The sequence below is a fragment of the Rhizobium sp. PL01 genome (assembly GCF_033447125.1).
GTDB lineage: Bacteria > Pseudomonadota > Alphaproteobacteria > Rhizobiales > Rhizobiaceae > Pararhizobium.
The window spans coordinates 30,935-48,180 of sequence record NZ_JAWQUM010000019.1 but is presented as its reverse complement, the minus strand read 5'-3'; the positions used below and the strand labels follow the sequence as shown (position 1 = coordinate 48,180).

Genomic DNA, 17,246 nt, shown 5'->3' with positions numbered 1-17,246 from the left:
TGACCGGTCGGCGAGCACAGCTGAAAATGTGCTCGTAAGCCTGCCCGCGGTGGCAGGTAGAGCTGCACCCCTTGAGCTTTGTAGGGTCTTAGGCGCCATCGGCGAAGAGATGTTTGAGCCAGGGCCAGCGCTTGCGCACGCTATCGAGGATCAAGGCGGCGAGTACCCCCATGATGGCGGAGATCGTGTTGCCGCCGATGATCGACCATGGCTGGGCGAGCGGGCTGGAGGGGACGGCAAACAGCAGCACAGCCGAGGCGCCCATTGGGGCGACAATCAGCGGTAGATGCGAGCCTTCTCCGAATAGGTAGCTACTGCTCAGCCCCGTCAAGGCGATTGCAGCGAGTGCTCCAAGGCATGCGAGAAGTCGGTCTCGCAACGTCGCACCGGCAAGAATGGGACGGAACAGCCGCAGAGACAGAAGCGCGCGCTTCTGGACCGTTCCTCTGGGGTGGGATGGAGACATGGATAAACCTGAAAACTGCAATGCGGGATTTAGGACAAGGGATGAAGTGAGGGAGTGCCGCCGGGAGTTGACGCCAGGAGCATATCCTCGAAACCGAGGAGCGGATCGGACCTTCTGTCATTTCTTGAAATCAACAACGTATCGACCGTTCCAAGTGGATGTACTGCGATATCCACCGTCCAGTGAAGCCCGTCAAGGACAGAGCGGGGTATGACCCCCACAGCATTCCCCGCAGCGACGTGGGCGAGAATGGAGTGGTACGATGTCAATTCCACGGTCGGGACATCGGCGGCCAACCTCACCCAGCGCTCGGCGATACGGCGATAAGTGCAGCCGGGTTCGAGCGCGGCCAAAGCCGCTGGTCGGATATCGCTTGCATCGCGGACCGGCGGATGATTTGGCGGCAGGATGAGAAGCAGTTCCTCTTGATAGACCCGCGTTGCGTGAAGCGGCTGCTGTTGCCGGTCGGACATCGCCCATTCCGGCTGGTCCGGCGGCTGCGCGTGCCGATGGTGACTGAAAAGAACAAGCCCCTCACCTTCCGATCCTGGCGAGCCGGCGATGAGCTTATACGCGGCGTTCTCAATATTCCGGTTCCGCTTCACGGCGAGGAGCTTCAAGCCGAACTTGTCATTGCTCCGGTCGTTGGCTTTGACGCGTTATGTTACCGGCTTGGTTTCGGAGGCGGGTATTTTGACAGAACGTTAGCTGTACTGCACCCTAAACCTCTTGTGATCGGGGTGGGCTTCGATTTCCAGGAGATCGACACTATCCGCCCCCAACACCACGACATTCCGATGGATGCGATCGTCACGGACGGTGGAATTCGGTTTCGTGAGGGGAACGATGCACCCATCACACGGATGTTCAAGAAGTAGCCGATGAACCCCCTTCGGGCCGCTATTGTCGCCTTACGTCCGGCAGCAGCGATTGCCAAAAACGTAGGCACGTTGGCTTTGGCAACGGGTTTGTCACGTTCAGTGCCCTGCCCGGTGTCCTTCAAAGATAGGATTGGATCAATGATGATGGACAATGAACGCCCAGGAAACATTTGGTTTGCATGGTACGCATGGTATCCCGTTCTGCCGCGTGACGACACATTGTCCTGGCTTGAGATCCGTGTATCGACGAAGAGGTTCGAACGGCCATAGGGAATACCGAACATTACGGCCTGCAGACGAACGGTATCTTGCTCAGGCATGCATCCCGATATCCACAGGAGTATGAATCCCAATTCATATAACCGTCGTCGCTATTTTGTAATTGCCCGCTGCCGATAACAGAGCCGTGACACGCAGGATACTTGATATTTCTGGGCAGATAAAAGCGCGATTCCGCTGGTGAACACCTCGCCAGTCAGGTTTTCTTCGCCGGGTCATCGAGCGCTGGATTGTAGAAGAGCGAAAGCGTGAGGCTTCGCGCGATGCGCTCTGCCGTCGTCATAAACCATGCCTTGGCTTGTTCGTTCGGAGCGACGTCGTCCAACGTTGCGGAAAAAAGCTCGAGCCATTTTGGGAAAAGCTCTGGTGTCAGATTCGCGACGGCCACATGCGCCTGAACCGGTTTTCCCCCGTAGGACCCATCGTGGAATGCCAAGGCCGACCAAAAACTTTTCATCTTTCGTGTGTGCTCCGACCAACGCCCCGAAAGACGCGCGTCGAACACGGGACCGAGTTCGGGATGCTCCAGAACCCGCCCATAAAATGTATCGACCAAGCCGCTGATGAAAGCGCGATCGACGCCCAGCGCTTTCATTTTTGCCTCTGCGCGGTGTTGGATATCCGCGATATGAGCGACGCGACCTTGCAATTCATTTTCCATTTTCGTCACCATCGCAAAGCGTTGCACTGTATCTATGCTACTCGCAATGCGCAAACAGAGCGCAGCGATCCCTTCGAGCTGCCATTATTCACTCGTTGGGCGTATCGATCGCCTCCGGTAATCCCCCCGTTTTTAACGGGGCCGATCAGTAGAATTTACGCTGCCATTTTCAGTTTCTGCCTCGGCGTGATGCCGCCGATAGCCATATTGGGTCGGTCATTGGTGTATGTCCAGAGCCAGCGTGTGGCGTGATCCTGCACCTCCTTGATGGTATCGAACATGCAGCATCCCAGCCATTCATGCCGGACCGTGCGGTTGTAACGCTCGATATAGGCATTTTGCTGCGGCTTACCCGGCTGGATATGGGCGATGGTGATGTTTCGCTTCTCCGCCCATGCCAGAAGCGTGCCGCTGATATATTCCGGGCCGTTATCGACGCGAATTATATCCGGCTTGCCACGCCACTCGATGATGCGGTTGAGGGATCGAACGACGCGCTCGGCTGGTAATGAGAAATCGACCTCAATGCCGAGCCCCTCGCGGTTGAAGTCGTCGATCACGTTCAGTGTCCGGAACGAGCGACCGTCAGCGAGTTGATCGGCCATGAAGTCCATCGACCAGGTCCGGTTGGGTTGTTCTGGTACTGCCAGCGGTTCGGGCCGCTCCCGGATCAGACGCCTTCTGGGCTTGATCCTAAGGTTCAGCTCCAGCTCGCGATAGATACGGTAAACCCTTTTGTGGTTCCAACCGAAGCCCTTAATATTGCGCAGATAAAGAAAGCACAGGCCAAAACCCCCAAGCCTTCCGGGCTGCCGTCAGGCGCAGTAGCCAGTCGGCAATCTCCTCGTTCTCGCTGTCGAGCTTGCGTCCATAGCGGTAGCACGTCTCGCTGATCGAGAACGTCCGGCACGCGAGCGCGACTTTGACATTATGCTTCTGGACCGCTTGCATGGCCATCTCCTTTCGTTGAGACGGCCTCAGCGCTTTTTTCCAAGAGCTTCCTTCAGAAGATCGTTCTGCATGCTCAATTCCGCATACATCTTCTTCAACCGTCGGTTCTCATCCTCCATGCTCTTCATTTGGCTGACCATGGACGCGTCCATGCCGCCGAACTTCGCTCGCCACTTGTAAAAGCTGGCATCGCTCATCCCATGCTCCCGGCAAAGCTGTGCAACCGGAATGCCGTCCTCAGCCTGCTTCAGGATAGCCATGATCTGCGCGTCGCTGAATCGTGATGTCTTCATCGGAATCTTCTCCAAAATCATTGTGAGACTGTGGCGAAGTACGAAGAGAGGTTGGAGCAAAATCTTCACGATCTCTGCGAACGGGTCCACACGGGTCGCTACCGGCCACAGCCGGTGCGACGTGTTTACATTCCAAAAGCCGATGGCGGAAAACGGCCACTTGGAGTGCCGACCCTGGAGGATAAGATCGTCCAGGGCGCGGTCGCTGAAGTGCTTAGTGCCGTCTATGATGCCGACTTTTGCGGGTTCTCCTATGGTAGCCGATCCCCGTATCCTCCAGCTTATCAAGCTGTGGCTGCGGGCGGGAATCCTTGAGAGCGGCGAGACGTATGAGACTGACAAGGGTACCCCGCAAGGAGCTGGCATTAGTCCGCTCCTCGCCACAAGGATGATGCGCTGAATATTCTTCTGGCCCTCAAGGAGCGACTAGGCAGTTTTGGCCTAGCGCTTCACGAAGGCAAGACGCGACTGATCGAGTTTGGCCGGTTCGCGGCTTTGACTCGGCAGCGGCGTGGCGAGCGAAAGCCCGAGACCTTCGCCTTCCTGGGCTTCATTCACTACTGTGGAGTGACCCGTGATGGCAGGTTTATCGTGAAGCACAAGGCGCCGTAGAGCAGAGTGATATCACCAGCTTCGGCTTGCTGTTCGAGCAATTTCAGGCGCAGGCCGACACGGTCGACCTCGGCAGCGATCTGGCGCGCCTTCAGGCTGTGCCGCGGCCGCCGCCAACGGAACTTTTTTTGCGCAACGCCTTGGACAATTGCGAGCGGCTGATGCAAACGCCGGACTGCGCCTCGATCTCGGCGCGCAGCCGGGCGATCGTCCAGTTGGGCCGGTCGGCTACGGGTTCCTCAAGCAGAGGCGCGACCACGCGCAAGGCCGCCTGGCTCTTCATCGCTGCCGGGCCGGGAGCCACGCGGGCCCTCAGAGCATCGACCCTGCCGCTCATGAAGTTGCTGCGCCAAAAGCGAACCGTGTCCTCACGCACGCCAAACGCCTCGGCAATCCGCGCGCCCGGTCCGCCTCGCCGCGATCACGCGAGCCTGCAAGCACACCAAGCGCAGTACGTTCCGCATCAGTGGCCGAAAGTGGTGAACGTCCCGTCATGTCCTGCACCTCAAAATCAGTGCCGGCACAGAATCAGACACACAAGCGTTGGTCAACCAATTAGAATCTGCTTAGGAACGTGTCGGCGAGCGGTTGGCCTGTCGCATCTCGGCTGGCGAGAAACAGTGGAGTGTTGATTTCCACCCGGAACTGAGCCGGGGGGGATGCGGATAAAAAGTTGGACTGCTTTATAAGTTAAGGCCGAGGCTCTTGCGATATTCGACCGGGCTGAGTGATCCCAGCGATATCTTGATACGCTTCTCATTGTACCAGCGGATGTAAGCGTCTACCTCGGCAACGAACTGTTCGATTGTGATGGCCTTCCAATCTCGTGGATAAAAGAGTTCCGTTTTCAATCGGCCGAAGAAGCCTTCGCATGCGGCGTTATCTTGTGAGCAGCCCTTTCGGGACATCGAGCGAACCAGTTTCGCTTCGCTGATCCGCGTTAGCCAGCCTGGCCAGCGATAATGGGCTCCGCGATCGGAATGGACGATTGGCCGTTCCTCGGCGTCGGTCACGGTCTCAATAGCTGCATCCAGCATAGTATTGACCAGCCCCGCATCTGGTTGCGTTCCAATCGACCAACTGATGACCATTCCGTCGAAGCAATCGATGATGGGCGAGAGATACACCTTCCCGGCTGGGATCTGGAACTCGGTGATGTCTGTCAGCCATTTCTCGTTCGGCGCTTTCGCATGGAAGTCGCGATTGATCAGGTTCTCGGGTGCCGGACTTATTTCTCCCAAGTATGATCCGAAACGCCGTCGGCTCGGTCTGGCCACGATCAAGTGCTCCTGCTTCATCAAGCGCTGGACAACCTTTTCCGAGATGATCACGCTCTTCCGGGCCAGTGACGCCTGTAGTCTGCGGTAGCCGTAACAACGACGGTTCGCTTCAAAGATTTCCGCAAGGCTGTGCCGGACGGCGGCATACTTGTCTGCCAGACACATGCGCGTGCGATGATAAAAGTAGGAGCTTCGCGCAATTTGCAGCTGGGCGAGCAGTTCTGGCAAGCGATAGGTGTCTTTAAGGGCGTCAACCAGCTGTGTCTTTTCCCGATTACTCAGGATCTGCAGATCGACGCCCAGTTCTTTTTTTAGGAGTTCATTGGCCTTCTTCAGGAGGTCATGCTCGAGTTGCAACTGGCGAACATCACGTTGGAGGGCTTCAAGCTGTCGCTCGAGTTCCTCGCGTTCCGGCGCCTGCGGGGTGGTTTTGCGGCGTTTCATGGAGGAAGGAGCCTCATGACCGAGTAGCTGGTCTTTCCAGTTGTACAACGTCGGCCTGCAGACGCCCAGCCGGTCAGCCACCTGTTGGGCGCTTTCATCTCCACTACATAGTCCGATGACACCAGCTTGCTTCACCGCTGCGGGATAGGCAGGGCGCCACGATCGACCGACCATCGATGTTCGCGTCTCCGGAAAGGCCTCCCGTACCCATGCGGTCAGAGTTCCTCGACCAGGATAGCCGAGCGCCCTCATCGTCGCAGAGATGCAACGATCATGGGTGCGGTAATGCTCAAGTGCCGCCTGCTTCTGACTCTCGGAATACTTCGGCGCTCGAGCTACCGGCTGAATACGCAGGTCGAGATGCTGCAAGTACTCGCGGTACCAGCCCCTCAGCGCATTCTTTGTGGGATAACCCAACTGGCGAATGGTCCCGTTAAGTCGCTTGCCAAGCCTGATGTAAAGCTCAACGGCTCGAAGTCTGTCTGCGTAGGAATACATGAACTACCTCCTGGTGGTCCAAGTTTTCGTCCGCAACCCCGGGTTAGCGCATAAGGCTCAGTTCCGCGTGGAAATCAACACCTTTCGCGCTCAAAAGCCTTAACGAGGCGGATGATGCCCAGGCAGGCCCGGTAACCCTGCTCCGGATGAGGCCGGTCGGCGAGAATACGCTCACAAAGCAACGCAACGTCCGATCCGATTGCCGACGCCTCGCGGCTGATGCGCTCGATCGTCCAGTCGGCAAAGCGACGATGGGATGATGGCATATGCTCCGGCGTCGTGGTGTGCTTGCCATTGCCGCTCGAGCGCCGGTGGGCGGCAATCCGCTGACCTTTATGGAAGACCTCGATGGTGTTGGCGGTGATCCGCGCCTCGACCTGCTCACGGGCAAACCGGTAGGGTACGGAGTAATAATGCTTGTCGATATCGACATGATAATCGAGGCCAGCCCGGCGGATTTTCCATTCCGCAAAGACATATCGCTCGACGGGCAGCGGACGCAGAGCCGGGTAATCAAGCTCTTCGAACAACTGTCGCCTCGTGCGCCCGACACGGCGTAGAACGCGCCGATCGTTGAGATCAGTGAGCAACTCGACGATCGCCGCGTTTACATCGGCAAGGCTATAGAACACACGGTGACGCAGCCGTCCGAGAAGCCAGCGCTCGACGATGCGAACAGCGGCTTCGACTTTCGCCTTGTCACGCGGTCGGCGCGGCCGCGTCGGCAGAACGGCACTGCCGTAGTGAGCCGCCATTCCGGCGTAGGTGCGATTGACCTGCGGATCAAAAAGGCAGGCCTTGATGACGGCAACCTTGGCGTTGTCAGGGACAAGCAATGCCGGCGCGCCGCCAAAGGCCTCCAGCGCAAGCAGGTGGCATTCGATCCAATCCGGAAGCGTTTCGCTCCAGCGGGCATGAGCAAAGGAGAGGCTCGATGCCCCGAGTACGGCCACGAACAGATGCGCCTGTCGTGTCTTTCCCGACAATCTGTCGATGACCACCGTCACCGTGTCGCCGGCATAATCGACAAACAGCTTCTCGCCAGCCATATGCTCCTGGCGCATCGTCACCGGCAGCTTCAATGCCCAACCGCGATACAAATCACAGTAACGGCTGTAGCGATATCCATCAGGGTGGAGGCCGATATACTCGTCCCACAAAATCTGAAGCGTTACGTGCTTGCGCTTCAGCTCGCGATGAACATGCCCCCAATCCGGCTCGGCGCTGCGACGGTGCCCCGTCTTCGTGCCGGAGGACTTGTAAAGCGCTGCTTCCAGCACCGCATCGTTGACATCGTCGCCCAAAGGCCACGAAAGACCAGCGATCTCCACACGGCGCAGTGTCTCCCGCACGGTCGAGGGAGCCGCACCGACACGCAGCGCAATCGACTTGTGGCCGAGCCCTTCTGCAAATCTGTATCTCAGAATCTCGGGGACACGCCGCATCTTTAGTCTCTCCGCTGGCATCGCGTTCCTTCCTCTCAGTGCAACTGAAAGGTCGAACGTCTCACCAACAGGACACCCCGACAAACACCCCAATCAGGGGGCGAGATCATCTCGGAATAAGGGGGCGGCTAATTCTCGGAATTGGGGGGCGACATCATTTCGGAATCAGGGGGCGACATGCCTCGGAATTTGCATCGGGATCCCGAGGCAGGTATCGGCCACGATCGAACATGTCCAACCCTAGCAAATGCGCAAAGAATTATCGATAGATTACAATGGCATCACGCTATTTTTGTGGGGCGTTTCACCGGCTTTCTCTCCACCCTCGTCCAGTCCAGCCCGTCGAGCAAAAGCGCTAATTCGCTCGCGCCAAGATGAACCGCCCCGTCGCGAACCGCAGGCCAAGTGAAGTGCCGGTCTTCCAAAATTTTCGTCAACAACACCATGCCGCTGCCATCCCAAACAATCATCTTCAATCGATCGTTGCGCTTACTGCGGAAGATATAGATATCACCGGAATAGGGGTTCGCACCGAGCGCTGTCGATACCAGCGCCGCCAGCCCATTGATGCCTTTCCTAAAATCGACCGGCTTTGAAGCAACCAAGATCCGCAAATCCGATCCAAGCGAGATCACGCGAATGTTCGCAGCGCATTGAACACCGTACGCAACGCTTCCTCATCAACGCCGCCATCAATCACGACACAAGCACCGTTCATCTCAATGCGGACGGCCAACTTCGTGAGAATAGCCGGATGGGCCAGTTCACACTGGCCCTCATCGACCCTGACCACTGGCACGAAACGCATGTCTTGCTCATCCGATACGCGATCGCGGGTGCAGCGCCGCCAATAGTGTAATAGGCCTTGGCTCACGCCGTATTGACGCGCAACGGCCGAGATATTGGCGCCAGGCACAAAACTGGCCGCCGTAATCATCGCCTTATCCTGCGGGCTCCAGCGACGCCGGCGCTCTTTGCCAAGAATTACCTCGACGCGGCGCGGACCTGATCTATCACTCCCGATATCGCCTTCCGCATAGTGCTGATGACGATCATCAGCACTATGCGGTGTCGCCTTCTCGTCGTCCTCGATTGATACCAAACCCATAAATCCGACCCTCAAATTTCGATAGATCAAGATTATGCGCGAGCTGAAACGGACTTAAAATGTGGGGCGTTCGCAACGCTTACGGTTGTCGAGCCGCTGGTGGATGACGGCGCGACTCTCATGGGCCATTCGTTTTTCATCTTGGACATCGATCCGAAGAAGAGTGACCCCCTCCTGCAGTTTTCCAAGCGCATCAGCCACTGTGACGCCGGCAGGGTTGACGCAGATGATCGCAACGCCGCCATAGGCAGCTTCGACCTTAGCCACCGTGCGAGCTTTGACCTTGCCGGTGGCAGCAACAGCCGGGAACGCGACATGCGCCGTCTCGACAATCTGGCCGGCCTTCGGAAGGTTGGTCTGGATGGCGGTATCGATTGACGTTGTGGTGCAAGCGGACAGCGCAAGGCGTGCCACTGCCATGATGAGCAGAGAGCGCAGCGCATGGTGGTTCCTTTGATGGTGGGAGGGTTTATGCTTCGTTCGAAGAAATCTTGCCGTCATAGGTGCTGTAAGCCAGGGCACTCGATGGCAATGGATAGGTGGAGGGGAACCGAAGCCCCTTCACCCGGCTTTTGGGCATCTTGACGATGCTGACGGTGTTCGACTGATTGCCACCGAGGGCGTGGTAGTTTTCCTTGTCATGGCCCACGACAAAAAACACATGCCCGCCGCCGCCGCGCTCTGCCGCACCAATAGCTCCCATGACGGGCTTATCCTTCAGGACGGGGTTGCCAAACTTCAGCCAGTTGAGCGCCCAGTAGGGATTATTGATCATTGGCTCACGCGGGAGAGACACCGCAACGCACGTTTCCACGAAATCGCCGCACCACGGCAGTTTTGCCGGATCGCCCAGGGCAACTCCTTGAGCGCCTTGTTATCTCGCACCTCGTTTGGCTAGATCGATCCATTGCGCCAGAAGTTCAACGGCCGGTTCGTCAACACCGCGAGCGGCCAATGTCTTTGGACCGTGCCGGGATATTGAATATCCAGCTTTCTTGTCGGCTTGGAACTTATAATTAGACACTCCGACCGTTGTCATCCGGCCTGCGATACCGTCCGCACCAGTCGCGCCTATTTAATAGCCAAGCGCCAGCAAGCGCGGCTGGATGTCAGCGATCGTTTTCATGATGATGTCCTTTGATGTTGGAACTAAAAAATCTGACGCCCGTTGTGGAGCAGCTGGCTTGAGGACTGGATCCCCACGGGTCGGCTAGAGGCCTGAACTGCCGCTGCCCCCAGCGGAGTCAGGCCTCGCCCCGACGTCGAGCGGCGGTGTTCACAAAAATTCGTTTTAATTTTGAGAACAAAAGAGCGGCGTGGCAGTTTCTATACAGCTGGCTTCGGTCCCACTCTCCCGAACGCCGGTCAGAGGCCTGTCATCGCCTGCCTGGGCGACCAGGCCTCGCCTTTTTCAGATTGAGGAACTGCCCGCCGAATGATATCCCACTCTGCCCTCATGCCGTGATACGTGAAGGCAATGAACCCGGTCGCTCTCGGTCAGGCGGCGACCGGGTTTCAGGCGATCCAGCTGTCGATCTGCGACGGGGTCTTTCCGGCAAATCCAGCGAGATCAACGACGAACGGTGACAAACGGGTGAACTCAGCGTTTCGTCATAGTAATTCTGCATGTCGCCCTGGACGCTTTCGTCTTGAACGCTGGCTATGAAGGCGCTGATTTCCGTCGCATTCATGCCGCTTCCCTTGAAACGTGTCTTGAAATCAAAGCGCCCTAGCGCAGTCATCGCGACCGGACTTCTTCCGGTGGGAGCGGTGGCGGCTCGTAAGGCCCGATCGGGATTGCCGGGTTATCGGAGACCCACTGATCGAGCTGAGGACCAAGACTATAAGGATCGCCAAGCCAGAGCGTCTGAGCATCGCCGAGACCGAAATTGCAAAAAGTGTTGACCACGATATTCGGCACGTAGGGAAAGCTGCCGATCTACCAGGCTGGTGCTATGCCCGCATATCTGCGCCGAAGTATGACCCTTCCTTCGCTGCCTTGAATGCCTCGTCGGGTGTGGATGGATAGCCACCATCTCATCGACAAGGCCGTCAGCCTGCGCCTCCCGCGCACGTGCGTGCTGGTCAGCGAAGGTCGCGTTTTGACCAAGCCATTTAAACACCGACGTCTTCGACGGCATGCCTTTGTTTCGGCATATCTTGCGAAGGCTCAGACAAGCGGTCAAGCGATCACAAATCGCATCAGCGATCTCTTCGGTGATCCAGAAGGGCGCGGCAACGATAGTCACTCCTCGGTCATGTGTGGTACAAATAATCCGCAATGTACGTACAATAATCCTTGCGATAACTGCATAATTATCGTACATACAATGTATGAAAATCATCTGGGACGAACACAAACGGATTGCAAACACCGAGAAACACGGTCTCGACTTCGCAACCCTGTCTTTCGAGTTCTTCCTTGGTTCGCTAATCCGTCCTGCCAAGGCTGGCCGGTTTCAGGCAGTCGGTCGTCTCGCAGACGGCACGATCTCGGTGATCTTCATGACGCTGGGCACGGAAGGCCTGTCGGTTATCTCGATGCGCCCTGCCCGTAAGGACGAAAGGAACCTGATCTGATGGCTATCAAGTATACGAAGCAGGACGAATTCAAACCTGGGCGCGGCTACAGCAAAGCCGATTGGGATGCGGTTTCCGATAATCCAGAGCTGACTGCTGAACAGCTTGCTGAGGCAAAGCCATTCCGTGAGGTCTTTCCTGACCTAGCGGCCGGTATGGACAAGGAGATTGCCAAGCGCGGCCGCCCTACCCTTGAGCAGACAAAGAAGCCGGTCACCATCCGGCTCGATCCTGATGTTGTTGATGCCTTCAAATCTGCTGGCAAAGGCTGGCAGTCTCGAATGAACGATGCCCTGCGCAAAGCGGCCGGGATTTGATCTTGCCTTTGGCGAACACCTGAGCGAACTTCGGGCGTGCAAACTTGGGGGATTGAAACGGTCGTTCGTGTCGGCAACGTGGTTTACCTGACCGCGCTTGCTATTGCCGTATTGGTGCTGTTGACTATCATGTTGGAAGGGCAGCCCTTACCGGCTGTTCTACTCGCCAGCATTTGCGTTCTAATCGGATGGGTTGTCCGGTGTGTCCTTACAGGTCGGTCAGATTGGCATCCAAGCTTGGATTGAGACATCTCGTTCTTGGCGTGTTCGGAACTGGCATTACGGGACATCGGCGAACCGGGCAGTTAAGCCCATCTCTCCATTCCAAGAACCTGTGAACCGGACTCATATCGTCGTGGACGGATCCCGTGCCGGGATGAGTTCTGCGACAATCCAGTTCACACCGTCAATGTGCTTAGTATACTTGCGAACTTCCGACATGGGTGCCGCATTTTGTTGATTTCCACCCGGAACTGAGCCGGGTTAGCGCATATCCGCACCCCCCCCGGCTCAGTTCCGCGTGGAAATCAACAGCGGGCGATTTCCGGGTTCGATATCGCCCGCCTCTTCCGATCGGCGCTGCAGATATTGATCCCGTATTATCTGATCGTCGCAGCCTATGCCGTTGCCTGGGGCGAGGTGCCGCTCGCCTCGGTCGTCATGGCCGGCAATTTCGGTTTCGCCGATCCGGAACGGCACACGATGCTTCCCTACCTCTATTGGTTCGTCGAAGCCTATTGCCAGATGCTTGTCGTGTTTGCCGGCTTCTTCGCCCTTCCACCGGTTCGAAAGCTGGCCAGGCAGTCGCCCTTTTCGGCCGGCTTGGTGCTGCTGGGCGCGGCGCTGCTTGCGCGTCTGATCATTCCCGAACTCTGGCAAATGGCTGGAAACCGTCAGATTTCACATTGCCCTGGCTTCTCTATCTCCCGGCCATCGGCTTTCTGGCGGGGTTTGCGGACACCACCGCAAAACGGCTGCTGCTGATGACGGTCGGTACGGCCGTGTTTTTCTTCTTCGCTTTCTACGAGAGTGTCTGGATCGGCACGAGGGTCAAATATTTCATGCAAATCCCGGTTCTGGCCCTGTTGTTGTTCCTGCCGAGGGTACCCGTTCCGGAATGGTTGAAGGCGCTGGTTCTGCCGGTTTCCGCAGCGGGTTTTCACATCTACCTCATGCATCGTTTTGTGCCGGAACTGCTCCTTCTCCCCATCGCCGGAAAAATCCCCGCCCCGGTCTTTTCCGGGCTTGCCATTGTTGGTGGCGTGGCCTTGGGATTGATCGCATGGCGGACGCAGAAACAGATACTATCCCTTCTCGCAAAACACGGTGATATTCGGATCATAATGACGAAGGTATCGACAGCGTCCCGCCGCCCCTGATCCACCGTGATTACGAGCCGGCAAACTACGCGTGCGACGCGGACTTAGCCACAGACTGCCGCCGCGTACCCGCCATCGAGATAGATGAGCAGGGCAAATCTCGCAATGTCGGCAACGGTACCGATCAGCGACGTTCCGGCAGTGCGCAGTAGGATCGAGAGTGGTGATCGGTGGAGCGAATCCATGCCGGTCAGGGTAGAGAGCGCGTGCAGTTTGATGCCGCAAACGCGCATAAACCGCACGGCCTGTCGTCACTGTTTTATGTCCGGTAACCTTCCATTACCGGACATATGATGATAGTCTCTCAAATCATGCAAAATCCCCCGGCCAACACGCCCAAAATCGACGAGTTCGCCCAGGACGCTCTGGCCGAAGACGTAAATGTCGTCATGGAAATGAGTGCCTCACCTCCCGCCTCGCAGGTGACGGTCGCCCGGCAGGCGACACCCCGGGTCCCGGCGCGGCTGGAGGCCCTGGTCGAGACTGCGACAGCCTACGCCAACGCCGCCAGTTCCGAAAACACGCGCGACGCCTACGCCAAGGATTTTTCGCATTTCACCGCCTGGTGCCGCCGGGAAGGTTTTGAGCCGCTGCCGCCCTCCAGCCAGGTCATCGGCCTCTACATCGGCGCCTGTGCCTCAGGCACTGTCTCAGGCACGGCCTCAGGCCGTGTCATTGACACCGCTGCCGGCGATCCGAAACGCAGCGCCCCTGCCCTCTCGGTCGCGACGATCGAGCGGCGTCTCTCCGGCCTGGCCTGGAATTTTGCCCAGCGCGGTTTTTGCCTCGATCGTTCCGATCGGCATATTGCGACGGTGCTTGCCGGCATTCGCCGCAAGCATGCAAAACCGCCACGGCAGAAGGAGGCCGTGCTTGGCGACGACATCAAGGCGATGCTCAACACGCTCGGCCATGATCTGCGGGGTCTGCGCGACCGGGCCATCCTGCTCTTGGGTTTTTCGGGCGGCCTGCGCCGCTCCGAGATCGTCGGCCTCGACGTTGCCCGCAACGACCATCTGGATGGCAACCACAGCGACGGCCATGGCTGGATCGAGATTTTTCCGGATCAGGGGGTTTTGGTGACGCTGCGCGGCAAGACCGGATGGCGCGAGGTCGAGGTCGGCCGCGGCGCCTCCGATCAGACCTGCCCCGTTGTTGCCCTCGAAAGCTGGATCCGCTTCGGCCGGATCGCCAGAGGCCCGCTTTTCCGGCGAATCTTCAAGGACAACAAGACTGTCGACGTCGAGCGGCTCTCCGACAAGCATGTCGCCCGCCTGGTCAAGCAGACCGCCCTCGCCGCCGGCGTCCGTTCCGATCTTCCGGAAGGAGAACGTGCGGTGCTGTTCTCAGGGCACTCACTACGCGCCGGTCTTGCCTCCTCGGCCGACATTGAGGAGCGTTATGTTCAGAAACAACTCGGCCACGCCTCAGCCGAGATGACCCGCAAATATCAGCGGCGGCGCGACCGCTTCCGCACCAATCTCACCAAGGCGTCAGGGCTGTGAATCCGCCCGACTTTTACTAAGTTCTCAGCAGGTCGCTATCAAGTCCGTGGGCTACAGACGCGCCAGCGCGCTCCCGCGATTCAGCCGTAAGCCATCAACTGGCTGGCGCATGAGAGCCCTCTAACGAAAAACATGCTGTTGACCGTAAGATGTCACTAGCGGGCTTTTCTCACATTCGGCTTGAAGTTGATCAGCAGGGACTTCAGCTCAATTTCGCGAACGCGCCTGGCTGCCTCGCTCGGGCTCACCCAGTTTAAAACGCGTTGCCCCCCGCTCTTTGAAATCGGTCTTGATCTCAGTCACTTCGATCTGGAACAGGTCCACAATGCAGAAAGCAACATTGCCGTCAGCAAGATCTTTCAGGTAGGTGTAACGGCCCACCGCCTTCTTTTTCGCCCTACCGCGCGCGCCGGCTTCTTCCCATGCTTCGATAGCTGCCGCCTCGTGGGGCTTCTTGCCCTTCATCGGCCAACCCTTGGGAATGACCCACCGCCGAGTTTCGCGCGAGGTGATGACCAGGATTTCAATCTCAGGGCCGCCCTCCTTGTAGCGAAAGCAGAGAGCACCGTATTGCTGGCTAAATGCTTTTCCGAACAGCTTGTCCGGAGTTCGAGCAAGTTGCTGGAGCAGTGTCGGTGAGTTGCCCGCCGCGGGCGGGCTGCCTGGTTTCTCAGAGGTCATGACAATTGAGCCTGTCAAATTTTCTTTTCTATCTCAATTGCCCGGGACGTTTTATGACAGTTTTATGACAGAAATCCACACCGCAGTGAGCACTGCTTCTTCGCGACAGAGGACAGCAGGGTGAAGCTGAAAGCGCGAGAAAAAATCTGGGCGTCCGCTGTAGGCCGGTCTTGCCTCCTCGGACGAGGTCGATGAGCGCTAAGCCCAGAAGCAGTTTGGTCTTACCAGCGCGGAGATAACGCGGAAAGATCGTCCGCCACGTCACCGCTTTCTGATCAATCTGGCAATTGCCTCCGGGCTTTGAAGTTCCTCCCCTCCCGACGTGAAGCCGTTAGGTCAAAACCAAGTGCTCGATTTTCACCTTACCGCTTCCATTGAAATCGGGAAGTAAAAGCCACACCGTCAGTGCATGGTCTATCCAGCCGGTGCCATCACTATCGATAGGTATGGGTTATCGGAGGTGATTGATTTCCAGTCGCAAATCAGAAATGTCGGCCATCCTAATTCAGCGGATTCCCCACATTTCCGGCGATCTCGGCGCTATTTCGCCCTAATTCGGCGGATTCAACTCGCCCTTCGCGCTTGGCCTGCTCACCTACAGGCGCACTCGCCGCAGCCTCCGAAGCGAATTTCTTTCGGCGTTGTTCCTCGGCGAGCCGACCAGCGAACGTCATGCCATCAGAAGCCTTATTTTCCAGCGTTTCTGCCTCAGATCGCCGCTGGCGCGCGCTCGACCTGCTGGATGGCCAGATACCAGTGAAGGGTCATAAATCGCGCTCTACGGACTCGCATGTCACCTATAAAACACGCTTGCAAAGGACCATTTTCTCACGCATTCCTTATCTGTACAAACGCCTCTAAAAACAGGTCGAAAAATCAATGGCGAAAGCGATAAAGGCCATTCCCCCTCCCCTCGCCCAAAGACTGATCGGATACGCCCGGGTTTCGACAGACGATCAGCTCCATGACGCTCAAGTCGATGAACTTCGTGCGGCCGGTTGCGATCGCATCCACCAGGAGCAAGGTTCGGGTGCGTCTCGGGCACGGCCGGTTCTCGCGAGGGTATTGAAAGAGCTTTCCGCCGGCGACGTCCTTGTCGTCGTTCGACTGGACCGCCTGGCGCGTTCGGTCAGCCATTTGCTTGATGTCATCGAAGACCTGGAGAAGCGCGGCGTCCATTTCCGCTCATTGCGCGACCCGGTCGACACCTCCACGCCGCAGGGCATGTTCTCGCTGCAGGTGCTTGGCGCCGTCGCCCAGCTCGAGCGTGCCCTGATTGCCGAGCGGACGAAATCGGGGATGAAGGCAGCCAAGGCGCGGGGACGGATAGCAGGCAACCCTGGCCTTCGCGAGCGGCGCCCCGAAGCGATACGGGCTGCGGCCGCAGCGAAGAACCAGGCATATCTCGAAGAGCTGATCACCTCGGCACAGACCTGGCTTCCGACGGTAAAGCAGCTTCGGCCACAGCACAGCTGGGACAACGTGGTGCGGGTCCTCAACCGCAAGGGCCATGATTGGACCGTCGAGAGGCTACGCCGCGCTGTCCATCGCATGGTCCATGAAAAACTGGCGGACGCCGAACTGCTGGCCCGCTCGCCGCGCCGGCCGCCAGAAGATCACCTGATGAAACTGGTGGCAGCGATCGCCATCGCGGATCCGACCTTGTCGCTACGCGACATTGCTGGCCAGCTCGACCAGATGGGGGAGCGCCCCGTCCGCGGCGGCCGAAAGTGGCAGCCCTCGTCCGTGAAAGCACTGATGGACGAAGCGTTTCGGTTCGGGCTTCTTCGGGGTGAATGAAGTCTTGATGGGCGCTGAGTCCATCCGGCGCCGTCCGTCACAATACCGCGCCGATGCTCCAAGATA

At 57.9% G+C, this 17,246-nt stretch carries 17 protein-coding genes and 5 pseudogenes; 8 read left to right on the top strand and 14 right to left on the bottom strand.

What is annotated here, in order from left to right:
- Nucleotides 1–145 precede the first annotated feature (145 nt).
- Together R6X40_RS30420 and R6X40_RS31730 are read right to left on the bottom strand one after the other, a co-directional pair.
- Nucleotides 146–458, bottom strand: a pseudogene (locus R6X40_RS30420) (HPP family protein); the annotation flags it as partial.
- 37 nt (nt 459–495) lie between these two features.
- Complete coding sequence (locus R6X40_RS31730; RefSeq protein ID WP_412178499.1) at nt 496–939, bottom strand: LysR substrate-binding domain-containing protein; 444 nt, start codon at nt 937–939, stop codon at nt 496–498.
- Between R6X40_RS31730 and R6X40_RS30415 the strand changes: the two genes are divergently transcribed.
- On the top strand, nt 859–1,344 hold the full coding sequence (locus R6X40_RS30415) for a 5-formyltetrahydrofolate cyclo-ligase (protein ID WP_318418805.1): 486 nt from the start codon (nt 859–861) through the stop codon (nt 1,342–1,344). The genes R6X40_RS31730 and R6X40_RS30415 overlap by 81 nt on opposite strands.
- Nucleotides 1,345–1,822: 478 nt before the next feature.
- Here R6X40_RS30415 and R6X40_RS30410 read toward each other — a convergent pair whose 3' ends face one another.
- Nucleotides 1,823–2,287, bottom strand: a complete 465-nt coding sequence (locus tag R6X40_RS30410) for a truncated hemoglobin (protein ID WP_318418803.1) — start codon at nt 2,285–2,287, stop codon at nt 1,823–1,825.
- Nucleotides 2,288–2,442: 155 nt separating this feature from the next.
- Nucleotides 2,443–3,531, bottom strand: a pseudogene (locus tag R6X40_RS30405) (IS3 family transposase).
- Between the two features lie 27 nt (nt 3,532–3,558).
- On the opposite strand from R6X40_RS30405, the pseudogene R6X40_RS30400 reads away from it, so the two are divergent.
- A pseudogene (locus R6X40_RS30400) lies at nt 3,559–4,134 on the top strand (group II intron reverse transcriptase/maturase); the annotation flags it as partial.
- Between the two features lie 100 nt (nt 4,135–4,234).
- Here R6X40_RS30400 and R6X40_RS30395 read toward each other — a convergent pair.
- From R6X40_RS30395 to R6X40_RS31725, 8 genes and pseudogenes are all read right to left on the bottom strand, one after another.
- A complete protein-coding gene (locus tag R6X40_RS30395; protein ID WP_318418801.1) occupies nt 4,235–4,519 on the bottom strand; it encodes a hypothetical protein in 285 nt (94 codons plus the stop codon).
- 307 nt (nt 4,520–4,826) lie between these two features.
- Nucleotides 4,827–6,365 (bottom strand): IS3 family transposase, encoded by a 1,539-nt coding sequence (locus R6X40_RS30390; protein WP_318418800.1) that lies wholly within the window; start codon nt 6,363–6,365, stop codon nt 4,827–4,829.
- Nucleotides 6,366–6,445: 80 nt separating this feature from the next.
- Nucleotides 6,446–7,810: pseudogene (gene istA / locus R6X40_RS30385) on the bottom strand (IS21 family transposase); the annotation flags it as partial.
- A gap of 281 nt (nt 7,811–8,091) precedes the next feature.
- On the bottom strand, nt 8,092–8,445 hold the full coding sequence (gene tnpB / locus R6X40_RS30380) for an IS66 family insertion sequence element accessory protein TnpB (RefSeq protein ID WP_111564654.1): 354 nt from the start codon (nt 8,443–8,445) through the stop codon (nt 8,092–8,094).
- A complete protein-coding gene (gene tnpA / locus R6X40_RS30375) occupies nt 8,442–8,918 on the bottom strand; it encodes an IS66-like element accessory protein TnpA (RefSeq protein WP_318418797.1) in 477 nt (158 codons plus the stop codon). The genes tnpB and tnpA overlap by 4 nt, the downstream gene beginning before the upstream one ends.
- Before the next feature lie 54 nt (nt 8,919–8,972).
- Entirely contained in the window at nt 8,973–9,338 is a 366-nt protein-coding gene (locus tag R6X40_RS30370; RefSeq protein WP_318418796.1) for a cell wall anchor protein, read from the bottom strand.
- Between the two features lie 49 nt (nt 9,339–9,387).
- The gene (locus tag R6X40_RS30365; protein WP_318418794.1) at nt 9,388–9,693 is read right to left on the bottom strand and encodes a hypothetical protein; all 306 of its coding nucleotides are present in this window, start codon (nt 9,691–9,693) and stop codon (nt 9,388–9,390) included.
- A gap of 1,066 nt (nt 9,694–10,759) precedes the next feature.
- Nucleotides 10,760–11,245 carry a hypothetical protein gene (locus R6X40_RS31725; protein ID WP_412178498.1) on the bottom strand — a complete coding sequence of 162 codons (486 nt, stop codon included), beginning with the start codon at nt 11,243–11,245 and terminating at the stop codon, nt 10,760–10,762.
- 7 nt (nt 11,246–11,252) lie between these two features.
- On the opposite strand from R6X40_RS31725, the gene R6X40_RS30360 reads away from it, so the two are divergent.
- From R6X40_RS30360 to R6X40_RS30345, 4 genes are all read left to right on the top strand, one after another.
- Nucleotides 11,253–11,498 (top strand): BrnT family toxin, encoded by a 246-nt coding sequence (locus R6X40_RS30360; RefSeq protein ID WP_318418793.1) that lies wholly within the window; start codon nt 11,253–11,255, stop codon nt 11,496–11,498.
- The gene (locus R6X40_RS30355) at nt 11,498–11,815 is read left to right on the top strand and encodes a BrnA antitoxin family protein (RefSeq protein ID WP_318418792.1); all 318 of its coding nucleotides are present in this window, start codon (nt 11,498–11,500) and stop codon (nt 11,813–11,815) included. Before R6X40_RS30360 ends, R6X40_RS30355 begins: the two co-directional genes overlap by 1 nt.
- A gap of 588 nt (nt 11,816–12,403) precedes the next feature.
- Entirely contained in the window at nt 12,404–12,799 is a 396-nt protein-coding gene (locus R6X40_RS30350) for a hypothetical protein (protein WP_318418791.1), read from the top strand.
- Nucleotides 12,721–13,194 (top strand): hypothetical protein, encoded by a 474-nt coding sequence (locus R6X40_RS30345; RefSeq protein ID WP_318418789.1) that lies wholly within the window; start codon nt 12,721–12,723, stop codon nt 13,192–13,194. The genes R6X40_RS30350 and R6X40_RS30345 overlap by 79 nt, the downstream gene beginning before the upstream one ends.
- A 44-nt stretch (nt 13,195–13,238) precedes the next feature.
- Here the strand turns inward: R6X40_RS30345 and R6X40_RS30340 are convergent, their stop codons facing one another.
- A complete protein-coding gene (locus R6X40_RS30340) occupies nt 13,239–13,436 on the bottom strand; it encodes a hypothetical protein (protein WP_318418788.1) in 198 nt (65 codons plus the stop codon).
- 69 nt (nt 13,437–13,505) lie between these two features.
- Between R6X40_RS30340 and R6X40_RS30335 the strand changes: the two genes are divergently transcribed.
- Entirely contained in the window at nt 13,506–14,699 is a 1,194-nt protein-coding gene (locus R6X40_RS30335; protein WP_318418786.1) for a tyrosine-type recombinase/integrase, read from the top strand.
- Nucleotides 14,700–14,854: 155 nt separating this feature from the next.
- Here the strand turns inward: R6X40_RS30335 and R6X40_RS30330 are convergent.
- Nucleotides 14,855–15,380: pseudogene (locus tag R6X40_RS30330) on the bottom strand (NUDIX hydrolase).
- Nucleotides 15,381–16,259: 879 nt separating this feature from the next.
- Here R6X40_RS30330 and R6X40_RS30325 point away from each other — a divergent pair.
- Nucleotides 16,260–17,180, top strand: coding sequence for a recombinase family protein (locus R6X40_RS30325; RefSeq protein ID WP_318418785.1), 921 nt, complete (start codon nt 16,260–16,262; stop codon nt 17,178–17,180).
- Nucleotides 17,181–17,246: the final 66 nt, after the last annotated feature.